This is a genomic window from Paenibacillus hebaui (assembly GCF_051934385.1).
Classification (GTDB): domain Bacteria; phylum Bacillota; class Bacilli; order Paenibacillales; family Paenibacillaceae; genus Paenibacillus.
In genome coordinates, this window is the sequence record NZ_CP196836.1 from 1,304,400 (window position 1) to 1,316,445 (window position 12,046).

The following is a 12,046-nucleotide window of genomic DNA, read 5'->3' on the forward strand; positions in this document are numbered from 1 at the left end:
GAGAGATTCTTAATGAAGAAAAAAAGTTGTGCTTGGATTAATGGTGGGTACACTCACGCTTGGCATCGGTACAGGGGCATTGGCAGCAACGGGTCTAGAACCGATTAAAGCGTATTTGAACAGCAAGATGTCTCTGAAAATGAATGGGACAACAGTAACAGCTGAAGATACCAATGGCAAAACGGTGTTGCCAAATCACCTATAATGGAACGACCTATTTGCCAGTACGTGCGGTCGGCACACTGCTCGGCACTGAAATTACTTATGACAGTGCAACTTCTTCGGTTTTGATTGGTGGTACTAACGGATCTGCACCCTCCGAAACGAATAAACTGACGCTCAGTTCACTTGGAACAACCGTGCTCGGCACATCCGAATGGCACACCAAAGATCCGGGTGATACATCATACAAGGGTAAGGATTACAAAGATGTATATTTGCATACGGACTCTGTGAAGCAAGGAGAAAGCTTCCAAATTATGACCCAGATAAAGTATTCCAAATTGCATCTTGAACTGGCAGCAATTGCAGGTTCCTGAGAAATCAGAATTATAGATCACAACAATACGACACTAAAAACAATCACTGTTGCACCAGAAAGCGGGTTGGTTGGTGTAGATGTAAATGTTGCGAATACGGACTTTATCTTTGTTGAAATCGTTGATGAAGAGCCGGGTTCCTCCTTGTTTGTTCCTTTGACGACATCGTATCTGACCAAATAATAAAATTCCACATTAAAAAACGATTATCGCCCTGCCCTACCCTGATAATGTAACGGGAGGCGAAGCAATAATCGTTTTTGTTTTTTGGGATGTAGGATTGGTTTGGTTTATCGGATCATCGTATCCAATGGTTTCAGTTTGGATTCGATCTCTGCACGACGACCTTCAAGGAATGGAGGCAGTGCCAGCGACTCACCCAGATGTGCCAGCTCTTCATCTGTATCGAAGCCTGGTCCGTCGGTTGCAAGCTCAAACAGGATACCGTTTGCTTCACGGAAATACAGGGAGCGGAAGTAGAAGCGGTCTACAAAACCGGAGTTGGGGAATTGGAAGTTATGAACCCGCTCCACCCATTGTTTCAGTTCTTCCTCATTATCCACACGGAACGCAACATGGTGTACACTGCCACGGCCAGGACGTTCTTGAGCAAGGTCATTCCGTTCTTCAACATGGACCTCGGCGCCGCTGCCACCTTCACCAGATTCGAAAACGATCACATCAGGTTGACCTGTAACAAAAGCAGGATACGTTCCTTTTTGTCTGAAACCGAGCAACTCGGTAAGGACTGGGGCAGTAAGAGAAGCGTCTTTCACTGTAAGATGGATTGGACCCAAGCCGACAATGCCATACTCGGAAGGTACAGGGCTTTGATCCCATGGTTTGCCTCCGGCAACACCTGTATTGTGTTCATCCGAGACAAGAATCAGACGTTGCGATTCGAAATCGGTAAACGAAAGGGTAGCGCGACCGCCACGTTCGATAATTTCTCCATGAGGTACATCGAATTCGTCAAAACGCTGTTGCCAGTAAGTAAGCGCCGCATCACTTGGAACACGTAGGGATGTTGCCGATATACTGTTCACGCCTTCACGAGTCTGCCCGGCCATCGGAATTTCGAAGAAGGTAAGTTCGGTGCCCGGATTACCTTTCTCATCTCCATAGAAGAGGTGGTAGACGGAAACATCGTCCTGGTTGACCGTTTTTTTGATCAGACGAAGACCCATGACGTTGGTATAGAACCGATAGTTCTCAGAAGCGTGTGCAGTCAGTGCAGATACATGGTGAAGTCCTTTGATTTGCATAATAATTCCTCCTAGTTAGGTTATAAGTTCAACTAATATCCCCAGATTTTTTTGATCCCTTTTTAAAAAGGGGAAATCCGGGGATAAGCGTATGCTTTCGATGCAGCTTTCTTTCAGAAAGCTTTTAGGCGAACGCTCCGCTTCTTCAGGTTATTTCTGTCCTCTCCGTTATCGTGTAAATGTTCAGTTGAACATATTTTGAGTGTATTTTAATTTCTTCTTTATTAAGAAAGTTACTAACTTTTAGTTCGTTTTGTTCTTGAATTTATCTTAACATAAAGATATTTAAATTACAATCCTCATTTAGAATTCCATCTGGACAGCTTATTCATTCAATGCCAGAATGAAAAAGTTAACATTAAAGAGATATAATGTTTGGATCGATAGGAAGGAGAGAAGAGAGCTATGGATTATCCGCAGTGGCTTGACCCTTATGATGCAGAACCTTTTATCCTGTTATCCACTTCTCATATATGGGCAATCAGCCTGATTGCTGCATCGGTTGTGCTGATGTTTCTGCTTCGGAACTGGCTGCGGTCATGGTCAGCGGGTAAACGCCGCACCTTCCGGATTGCTCTGGCTTGTGTTATGTTCGGCTGTGAAATTGTACTCCAGATCTGGTATGTATACGGGGACGTATGGAGTCTGCAGACTTCATTGCCGCTAGAGCTGTGTAGTCTGTCACTGCTGTTATCGGCGCTGTTATTATTGACACGCAGCCGATTATTGCATTCTGCTCTGTTGTTCGCAGGCATAGCAGGAGCAATTATGGCGATCGTAACGCCTAATCTGGGCTATGGTTATGCACATTTTCGTTTTATTCAATTTTTTACTGCTCATGCCTGCATTATTCTGGCTTTACTCTACATGACCTGGGTAGAACAACTTCGTGCGAGTTGGCGGTCTGTAGCGGGTTCCATGATATTTGTGAATGTGGCTGCACTGATTGTCTACGGTGCTGATGTTATGCTTGGAGCGAATTATATGTTCTTGAGACACAAACCGGATACGCCTTCAGTTCTCGACATGTTAGGGCCTTATCCCATGTACATTCTTGGGGAAGAGGTGTTAGCCCTGCTCATGTTCTCACTCATGTATGTATTACTCTTTGCCCTTCCGGAGCGACTGAATAATCGAGCGAAGAAAGGGCGGAGCTCAGCGCTCTAACGGCAATAATGCCGTTTATACCCAGGAAGTACACTTCAAATTAAACATCCCGCAGCAGTCTGATGATTCAGGCCGTTTGCGGGATGTGTTTCTATTCTTTACACTAATGGAGCATCATATTGATTTTATCCGCGGAGCAAAGATTCTGCACCATCTACGTAAATTCGTGTACCTGTGACATGGGAGGATTCATCAGAAGCAAGGAAAAGGACCAGATTGGCGACTTGCTTCGATGTTCCGGGTTCACCTTTGAGAGGGTGTTCATGACCCTCAGGGAATTTAACCGGAATCTGGACTTCCTTCAGATCATCGGACGGATAGGTGTTGTCATCAATATTGGTATCGATGGCGCCAGGACAGACGGCATTCACACGAATCTTGTAACGGGCCAGTTCCAGTGCAGCCATCTTTGTAAAAGCAGTCTGTCCCGCTTTGCTGGAAGCGTATGCAGAGAAACCGATGCCTGAGAACACCCGGTTACCATTAATGGAGCTTGTAATGATAATGCTGCCTCCACGCTCTTTCAGATGGGGGATGGCGTACTTCACGGTTGCGAACGTGCCGCGCATGTTAATCTCCATGGTCTGATCCCAGTCCTCTGGTTCCATCGTCTCAATGGGAGCCATGGTGCCGTTAATTCCGGCATTGGCGAACACGATATCCAATTTTCCACTTTGTTCCGCTACCTGATTGATCGCTTTCTGCACCATAGCCGGTTTGGAAATATCACATTCAATGACGTAAGCTTCACCGCCCGCGTTCTCAATCGTCTGTTTGGTTTCTTCCGCATTCTCCGGTGTCCGGTCTAACATAAATACTTTGGCTCCATGCTCGGCAAAACGAATGGCTGTGGCCTGACCAATGCCCGAACCACCTCCGGTCACAATGGCTACTTTTCCTTCCAAACGTTGTTCTGTCATCCTGATCCCTCCGCATCCTATAGATTGTCAGTATACTCTTTATCTTTACATACCCGACCTCAGGAAGGTGAATCATATAAGCACATATTAAAAAAGGACCGCTGCGCGGCCCTTATTCGGCATAACATGGTAAGAAATCATCTGTCGCTGACCTATGACTTATGCTTCTTCCATTCCATTGAACTGTTATTCAGCAAGTACTCAAAATCATTATCCCGCCGCTTCTGTTCGGCTTTACGAGCTTCTTCAGCCTGCAACCGTTCCTGCTCTTTGCGGTCTGCCTCGGCTGCCTTGGCTTCATCAGCCTGAGCTTTTAGTTTCTCCAGCACATCACTGCTCAGCAGATCCTTCAGTGTGGTGGGTTTATCCTGAGCCGGCTTGGGAGCAGGAGTGTGTTTTTTGGATTTTGTCATCGAATAATCTCCTTTCAAAACATGAATCAGGTTCCATTTATCGTTCAGTAGTCATAGTATATCAGGATCACGAAACCTATTCCATGAAACTGCGGAACAAAAGCAGGAAATAAGAGGGTACGCGACGAATGAAAACGGGTATAAAATCATATATTAGTACCGATACTGCGACTAATTCCCTGGAGAAAGGAGTCGTTGTTCGTGGAAGTAAACCGTAGTTTACTGAAAGGGCTTGCATGGGGCGTTGCCTTCAGCTGTCCGTTATGGATTGCGATTATCGGTTGGATGCGTTTGATGGGATGGATGTATTGAGATCAGCGGGTTGCAGAGCTGCTGCATATAGAATCGTGCCAAACGAAGACGTTTTTTATAAAGTTATTTATGTAAACGTTATCAACGAATAAAGCTCTGCCTTGCGAGAATCCGCATAGGGCAGAGCTTCTATTTGTTTATCAAGTCATTACACAGCGTAGAGCGAGCATTTCTTCCACATGGGTAATTTCTTGAGTTAGAGATGGATTTAATGATGTTAAGGCATTTTCACCGGTTCCGGGTATTCCAGGCCATGGGTATCGACAGTGACTTTTTTCATCACTTGGTCCGTAACAGGCTTGTCTCCTTCACCGCGTTCTTGGGCCGCAATGCCATCAACGACTTCCATGCCTTCCGTCACTTTACCGAAGGAAGCAAAAATGTTATCCAGATGATCGGCAGCCGCCAGCATGATGAAGAACTGGGAACCGGCCGAATCCAGATTATCACCGCGTGCCATGGAGATGACCCCCCGGGTATGATTCAGATGATTCTTATGACCATTGGATGTAAATTCACCCTTAATGGCGTACCCTGGGCCACCTTTTCCGTTGCCGTCAGGATCTCCACCCTGAATCATGAAGCCTGGAATGACACGGTGAAAGATCGTACCGTCATAGAAACCCTTGTTCGCCAGTGAGATGAAATTATTCACCGTATTGGGCGCAATTTCAGGATATAACTCAATGACGATCTTCTGTCCGTCCGCCATTTCAATTGTAGCTAGCGGATTAGGACCCTTTGGTTCAACTGGAGCCGGTGTTTCCGTAGCGCCATTTGAAGGGCGCCCACAACCACTAATGACGATAAGCAGCATCGCGAGTATCAGCGAAACTGTTGTTGTTTTTTTCCAATGAAAAGACATCAGAACGTTCCCCCTTGCATCTCTGCATAATATGTTTAGTTAGGACGTGTCTCAAAACTCGCTGAAGTGCATCTTTTACCGCCTTTTCGCCCCATGCTGCGTCACTTTCCCTTGACGTGCCCCGGCACGCCTGCGAAAAACTTCCTGGCTTGGAACGAAAATTCGGCAAAATCTGCTTCCTTCGGAGTTTTCAGACACGCCCTAGAATTATTCTCGGATAATCCCTCAACTATCATACCGTTTTTGCGGACAAGATGGCAATCCAAGACGTGATTTTGTGGGAGATAAGGGATGGCCTTAACAGGTACAGGGGTGTAAAATAAGGAAAATACTTCCTCAGCAGGGACGTACGGGTCTGTTCCGTCCGCTCCAATACATGGCAGTCCCCGACGTCAGTAACGGAAAGGGCGTGTGGGTATATGAACTTCTCGTGGAAGCGTAATCTGGTGATTTTATGGATTGGTGTATTTTTTTGCAGCACCTCTTACTCGATTTCTATCCCATTTCTGCCCTTGTTTCTGAGTAGGGATCTGGGGGTTCGTGATCACCTGGAGTTCTGGTCAGGACTCGCCTTTGGTATCACGTTTTTGGCGAGTGCGCTAGTGTCTCCTTTCTGGGGATCACTGGCTGACAAATACGGGCGCAAGCCCATGCTAATCCGGTCGGGATACAGCCTTGCCGTTTTGTATTTGATTAATTATTTTGTGCAGGACCCTTATTCGCTGATCGTAGTGCGCTTGTTTCAGGGTTTACTGGCTGGTTTCGTTCCGGCAGCGATTGCTCTGGTCGGCACCAATACACCGGAAGAGAAGACCGGATATGCACTCGGCATCATGTCCACCGCGGGTGCAACTGGAGGTATTATTGGACCCTTAATTGGTGGCATAGTAAGTCACTACTATGGTAATCGAAATGCATTTTTATTTTCCAGCATCGTTGTATTAGTCTCGGCGCTGATTGCGACGTTCTGGGTAAAAGAAGAAAATTTCAATCGCAACAAAGCTCGTTCGCATGTCATGGATGACATCCGGGAAGCCAGAGCGAACCGTTTGTTTATGACCGTGCTTGGCATAATGGGCATATGTACATTCTCTGTGATGATTCTGGAGCCTTTATTGACCGTATATGTGATGGAGATGGGTGTTCAGCCTGATCGGGCATCACTCAGTTCAGGAATTATTTTCTCGGCAGTTGGGGTAGCTACGGTCATTATGGCACAGAGATGGGGCAAGATAGGATCAAGAATTGGTTACGGCAAAGTACTGATTATTGGACTTGTTGGTGGGGCAGTGGGTAATCTGCTGCAATTTTTTACAACAGGTTATATCGGGTTTGGCATATTGCGATTTGTGTATGGGTTATTTTTCGCGGCTGTATTTCCGGCCATTAATGCCATGATTGTACAGGTGACCGCACCGAGCTTCCGGGGTAGAGCCTTCGGTCTGAATCAGTCTGCATCCCAGATTGGTACGATGGCTGGGCCAATTATCGGTGGTATTCTCGGCGGCTGGCTGCCGATTCGCTGGATTTTTATCATTAATGGACTTGCTCTATTGATTACAGCCGTTTTGGCCAAGTGGTCTGGTTTGGAGCATAAACTGCCAGGAATGGGTAAGCCCGCCTCCAAGAAAACGGTAACGTGAAGGTTAACCTTATGAATGTTAACCTTATAAATGTGAACCGTATAGAAGAGAAGAGAAGAGAAGAGAAGAGAAGAGAAGAGAAGAGAAGAGATGGCCTACGGGGGATATGGCAGCCATATCTTTTTCGAATGATAAGTCTATAGCTTTGAGGACAACACAGATCAAAGAAACCTCTTTTAAGTAAGAGGTTTCTTGTATTATCATTTGCATGATGCTACGTTCCTAGTGCTCAGAGGGTGAATCCTTGCGTGAAGCTTTTTCCTTCGGAATTGCATGTTCAACAGCATCACGCTGATCCTCATCCTTCAGGGCTTCGGGAAAGGAATCTTCCGTAAACAGTCCGAATTTCGGATCAATATCCCGTTCTGTCACCAGATTATCGGGCTCTTGCCTCTCTCGTGGGAGAATATCATTCTGTGGTTTGGCATCCGCACCGGCACCGTTCAACAGGTCTGTACCATGCAACGCATCTGGATCGGGTGCTGCTGGATCAACCGGACTGTTCGGTTGCACAAGATCCGCATCGGGTACGGATTCCAATGGGGTTTCAGTCAAACGTGAATCCAGTTCCTGCTCTTCTACAGCTGTAGCAGCAACCGGCGGTACCTCGACCTGATCCTCGGTTTCGATACGTCTTCCGGACACTTCATCGAAAGTATCCATATCTCCTTGAGGGACCTCGGTTTCCAGTGGAATATCGCGGGACCTCTGATAACGGTCGTAATAGCGGTCGCTCTCTTCATTGCTAATCGGTTTGTCTGACATAAGTGGAAACTCCTTTCAGTTGGTTATACTCTTAACCCGTAGTTACCCAAAGGGCTAACGTTGTAATCTCGGCCTCTTATTATTCCCTTCTTGCTCAACATGTATGAGTGGAAGGTTGTGCACCAGCGAAGTGAGAAGTCTGAAAAATTTCGCTGATTGAACTGGATTGCCTAGAATTTCGGGAATACATACTTAACCAGAAAGTACAGAAATCCGAAAAAAATAATGATATACGCCGCATATTTGATAAAAGTGGAAGCGACCTTACTCGAATCCGATTTATGTTGAATGTCTTTGTGTTCTACCTCGACCGTTTTGTGTGGCTCATTCATACGAATCATCTCCTTAGGGGATTGTTATGCTTTGAGGAACTATTACACCGAGAGAGACGGGTTGAATCGCGTTAATCAGTTTTACAGCATTTCATGTTTTCCCTATGTTATGATAAAGCATGGATATATAAGGGAGGGATTCCAATTGGATTGGTATACACTGGGCAATATGATCACTCGAATCCGAATCGGACAAAAGGCGTCTACGCCCGGGTTCTCCCGTACCGTTATTCGTCGTCCGGATGGACTATTCTGGGTAGGTGGCATATGGGCAGGGCAGATTGTACAGCTGCGAGATTATCTTTTCACGGATATATGGACCATCTATGATGATGAGGAGACAGAGCAGTGGATGGAGTATAGGGACAAGATGGAGCAGAAAGAACGTGAAATGATCGTGAACCAATTCGAAGATTTGCGTGAATAACGAGAGAATACTTGATTTTCTAACAATAAAATGGAAATATAACTATATATCTACTAAAATGTGAATTTTACTTTTATTTTAAGAAGGTGACACGTCAAACTGTGGCGAATGATAGATGAGAGAACTTGGAGATAGTGAAAATAAGAACTTTGAGGTGCTGTGAATGAAAAATGTGCCCAAAGCTATCATCATCTTATGGATGAGCTTATTGATTATTCTGTGCATGCCGCACGGGATAATCTTAGCAACTGCAGGAGAGGTTGAACAACCTGTATCCATTACCGGATGGGAAGTAAAATGGGGGAACGCAACCGATCAGGGATTTATCAGTGAAGTTCAGGGGCCGGAGGAAATCTGGGAGAAACAAGTGGCAAAAAATCCAGATTACAGTAAGAAAGATCCCCCAACAGGTTCACTATGGACTCGCTTGATCATTCCTAAATTAAGCGAAGATAGCTCAGCAATCCGTTTTGAGAATATTAAAGGAAATCATATTGTGATCTATCTGGAGGATCGTAAAGTATACGAGAATTATCATTATAACTATGATAATAATGCGGTGTTGCTACCTTTATCGGGCGAGAACTCTGGTGATACACTGTATGTGTGGGCGGAGAATGGGAAAGGGCGTCCGGGAATCTATGGAACGGTTCAGGTTGGTCCGTATTCCACCTTGCAAGAGCGTTACATTCACAGTGGACTGCTTGATGTGATATTGGGGGCAACCTTTATATTCACAGCCATTACTATGCTGAGCTGTACATTTTTCCTGGGCAAATTCCATAAGGGTTTGTGGGTTTCGCTATGTATCGTGATGGGTTCAATCGGAACGATGATTATCACATACTCACAATTTTTATATACGTTCTACCAAGTTTACGGTAATTTATATTCCGTATTGTTTGACCTGGCAATGCTGATGGGCATGCCTGCACTCTGTTATTTTTTTGAACAAATTATTGGACCAGGTCCTTATGGCATCTTCACCAAACTAAGAAAATTTCAATTCATTTATTCGTTGCTTGCTGTGGTGGCGCTGTTTGTGTATTATGTTTCGGGCGGTCAATGGGACATTCCATACAGTTTGTTAGTTCAGGATGTTGTTGGGATTGTTCTCGTCGTTCTTTTGACCATACTATTGATCGGAACCATTACCAAAGCGTTGCAACGGAGCCGGGAAGCCATTTTGCTTGCTACAGTATTCGGTACATTTGCCTTAATCAGTGTGGCTGAATTGTTATGGTATTACCAGCGTAATGGAACATACCATCTGTTGTGGTGGAAATGGTCCATGGTTGCTTTTGTTATTTCTCTTATTGCCATACTGGGAAGCCGATTTGCTGAAAAACATACCAAAGTGCTTGAATACTCCAAAGAATTGGAACTATTCAATAACGAACTGCAGCGATCCGAGAAAATGGAGATCATCAGCGAACTGGCGGCTTCGGTTGCGCATGAAGTTCGTAATCCACTTCAAGTGACTCGAGGATTCCTGCAGCTCATGACGGAGCAGGAAGACAACAAAAACAAAGGATATGTGCGAATAGCTCTGGAGGAGCTTGATCGAGCTTCCGGTATTATTACCGACTTCCTTACCTTTGCCAAACCGGAGTTTGATCATATTGTCTCTCTGAATATTGCGGACGAGTTTAATCATATCGAAGGCATTCTTGTACCTATGGCTAATCTCGAAGGGGGAAGAATTACAACCGATATTCCGCCTGATCTCTGCATCAGAGGAAACTCTTCCAAGTTCAAACAGGCGTTTATTAATATTATTAAAAACAGTATTGAAGCTCTGCAAGGACAAGGGCAGATTGATATCTGGGCGTATGCACAGGATGGAATCGTCAAGGTACATGTGAGGGATAACGGGGAAGGTATGGATGATGAAGCACTTGCTCGATTGGGAGAACCCTATTTCTCGAATAAAATCAAGGGGACAGGCCTCGGCATGATGGTGACTTTCCGTATTGTTGAAGCCATGCAAGGGAAGATCAGCTTTACAAGCACAAAAGGGGTAGGAACGGAAGCTGTTGTATCTTTTGCCGAGTTCGTCGAATGACGAACTCGCAGAAGCATACAATGGCTTTTTTTGTTCTCTACCCCTTGAGCATTTGAGTATCATTCATTCTAAATGTTTAGCTGTTCCATGGTCCACAATTTACATCATATTGCACTTTTGAAGGATTGGGAGGAATCACGAGCACGTAATCGTTCTGTTGCTCTTCAACGGTGCGGACTCGAATATGGTCAGGAATATCAATGCCAAATGCGTCACGAAGCGCTTGCTTCGGGTTGGAGTGCAGTTGTTGCCTAAAGTTTTCATCTGTCCATGCTTTTTCAATAATGTCCTCATGCAATGTTTTCTCTGTTACCATCATCGTCAACATTCCCCTCATATTTAAAATTGAACTGTGCCAGCTTATATCTTGAAATTAGGCCTCAAGATGTTTTTCACTGATCCAGTATTGAAACCCGCCTTGAAGAAGCATTTTTTTGTGTTGTTCAATATCATGAACAGCTTGTCCCAAAGTACTGCATAAATAAGAATTAAACGATTCAAGATGCGTAATTCCCGAGTTAGCAGATGTCAACATGATGTTATATTGCTGCGCTATGTCCATATAAGAATGCATGAATTGAGTATTATATACATTATCATGTATACGTTCACTTACAGGGTGAGCCGGGTAGTTGTGTTCCAGTGCTGCGGATATGTGTGAGAGGAAGCTGTTGTAATTTCCATGCACAGCGTCTTGTTTCGTGTCTGTAAAGTCATCTGTCATCTGGAGTGTCATGAGTGCGATGTTGACGGCAGAACTTACTTCAGCAATCCGGTGCTTCTGTTCCAGTAGAAGCAGTGCACCTGCAGTTCCAAGCTGAAGTGGAGCAGCCTTTTGTGCAATCAACAACGGGTTGCTCTTGAAATAATCGATGGAATTCTCACCGGTAACACTCATGGCCCAATCCACCATATACTGTCTGAAATACGTCCAGAACGAAGAGGAAAGGCTGAATAATTCCGAATATGCACGGAGTGCATCCATGTAGTATAAATTACCCAATGATAATTTCAGTGTGGCATCTTGAGGTTGCTCATCCATAACTTCGTCCAAATTCAGAAAATATAACATATGAATGAGACAGGCAGTACTCAGTTTGTGTGCTTTCTCTTGGGGGAGTCCATCTGAACGTTGCATCCACAATGGAATAATGTAGCCAATGTAGCTGTTACCCGAATCTCGTAACAAAGGATTGACCAAATGAATTTGTTCTAGTGCATGTTCTGACATTGGTTCAGGATAGTTCTGTACCAGCTGCTCTGCCGCAGCGAACACCACCTCCACATCGGATCTAAACGGATCAAACCATTCTCTCCGCATCGTTTGGTTACG

The 12,046-nt window shown here is 45.0% G+C and carries 14 protein-coding genes; 6 read left to right on the plus strand and 8 right to left on the minus strand.

Annotation, left to right across the window (positions count from 1 at the left end; all coding sequences use genetic code 11):
- Window positions 1-28: 28 nt before the first annotated feature.
- Window positions 29-205: a hypothetical protein gene (locus ACR32F_RS05745; RefSeq protein ID WP_440116996.1), complete on the plus strand. Its 177-nt coding sequence runs from the start codon at window positions 29-31 to the stop codon at window positions 203-205.
- Entirely contained in the window at window positions 174-539 is a 366-nt protein-coding gene (locus tag ACR32F_RS05750; protein ID WP_440116998.1) for a hypothetical protein, read from the plus strand. The genes ACR32F_RS05745 and ACR32F_RS05750 overlap by 32 nt, the downstream gene beginning before the upstream one ends.
- A gap of 290 nt (window positions 540-829) precedes the next feature.
- On the opposite strand, the gene ACR32F_RS05755 is transcribed toward ACR32F_RS05750, so the two are convergent.
- A complete protein-coding gene (locus ACR32F_RS05755) occupies window positions 830-1,804 on the minus strand; it encodes a ring-cleaving dioxygenase (protein ID WP_440117000.1) in 975 nt (324 codons plus the stop codon).
- Between the two features lie 405 nt (window positions 1,805-2,209).
- Here ACR32F_RS05755 and ACR32F_RS05760 point away from each other — a divergent pair, with 405 nt between their 5' ends.
- Window positions 2,210-2,971, plus strand: coding sequence for a YwaF family protein (locus ACR32F_RS05760; protein WP_440117002.1), 762 nt, complete (start codon window positions 2,210-2,212; stop codon window positions 2,969-2,971).
- Between the two features lie 125 nt (window positions 2,972-3,096).
- Here ACR32F_RS05760 and ACR32F_RS05765 read toward each other — a convergent pair whose 3' ends face one another.
- From ACR32F_RS05765 to ACR32F_RS05775, 3 genes are all read right to left on the minus strand, one after another.
- Entirely contained in the window at window positions 3,097-3,891 is a 795-nt protein-coding gene (locus ACR32F_RS05765) for an SDR family oxidoreductase (RefSeq protein WP_440117004.1), read from the minus strand.
- A gap of 152 nt (window positions 3,892-4,043) precedes the next feature.
- Window positions 4,044-4,304, minus strand: coding sequence for a YqkE family protein (locus ACR32F_RS05770; protein WP_440117006.1), 261 nt, complete (start codon window positions 4,302-4,304; stop codon window positions 4,044-4,046).
- Window positions 4,305-4,833: 529 nt separating this feature from the next.
- Window positions 4,834-5,481, minus strand: a complete 648-nt coding sequence (locus ACR32F_RS05775; RefSeq protein WP_440117008.1) for a peptidylprolyl isomerase — start codon at window positions 5,479-5,481, stop codon at window positions 4,834-4,836.
- A gap of 419 nt (window positions 5,482-5,900) precedes the next feature.
- Here ACR32F_RS05775 and ACR32F_RS05780 point away from each other — a divergent pair, with 419 nt between their 5' ends.
- Window positions 5,901-7,124 (plus strand): MFS transporter, encoded by a 1,224-nt coding sequence (locus tag ACR32F_RS05780; RefSeq protein WP_440117010.1) that lies wholly within the window; start codon window positions 5,901-5,903, stop codon window positions 7,122-7,124.
- A 222-nt stretch (window positions 7,125-7,346) separates the two neighbouring features.
- Here ACR32F_RS05780 and ACR32F_RS05785 read toward each other — a convergent pair whose 3' ends face one another.
- Window positions 7,347-7,889, minus strand: coding sequence for a hypothetical protein (locus tag ACR32F_RS05785; protein WP_440117012.1), 543 nt, complete (start codon window positions 7,887-7,889; stop codon window positions 7,347-7,349).
- 170 nt (window positions 7,890-8,059) lie between these two features.
- Window positions 8,060-8,221 carry a hypothetical protein gene (locus ACR32F_RS05790; RefSeq protein WP_440117014.1) on the minus strand — a complete coding sequence of 54 codons (162 nt, stop codon included), beginning with the start codon at window positions 8,219-8,221 and terminating at the stop codon, window positions 8,060-8,062.
- 145 nt (window positions 8,222-8,366) lie between these two features.
- Between ACR32F_RS05790 and ACR32F_RS05795 the strand changes: the two genes are divergently transcribed.
- Both ACR32F_RS05795 and ACR32F_RS05800 read left to right on the plus strand, forming a co-directional pair.
- On the plus strand, window positions 8,367-8,648 hold the full coding sequence (locus ACR32F_RS05795) for a hypothetical protein (RefSeq protein WP_440117016.1): 282 nt from the start codon (window positions 8,367-8,369) through the stop codon (window positions 8,646-8,648).
- A 163-nt stretch (window positions 8,649-8,811) separates the two neighbouring features.
- Window positions 8,812-10,713, plus strand: a complete 1,902-nt coding sequence (locus ACR32F_RS05800; RefSeq protein WP_440117018.1) for an ATP-binding protein — start codon at window positions 8,812-8,814, stop codon at window positions 10,711-10,713.
- A 76-nt stretch (window positions 10,714-10,789) separates the two neighbouring features.
- Here ACR32F_RS05800 and ACR32F_RS05805 read toward each other — a convergent pair whose 3' ends face one another.
- Both ACR32F_RS05805 and ACR32F_RS05810 read right to left on the minus strand, forming a co-directional pair.
- Window positions 10,790-11,032, minus strand: a complete 243-nt coding sequence (locus ACR32F_RS05805) for an NHLP leader peptide family RiPP precursor (protein ID WP_440117020.1) — start codon at window positions 11,030-11,032, stop codon at window positions 10,790-10,792.
- 54 nt (window positions 11,033-11,086) lie between these two features.
- Complete coding sequence (locus tag ACR32F_RS05810; protein ID WP_440117022.1) at window positions 11,087-12,034, minus strand: hypothetical protein; 948 nt, start codon at window positions 12,032-12,034, stop codon at window positions 11,087-11,089.
- Between the last annotated feature and the right edge of the window lie 12 nt (window positions 12,035-12,046).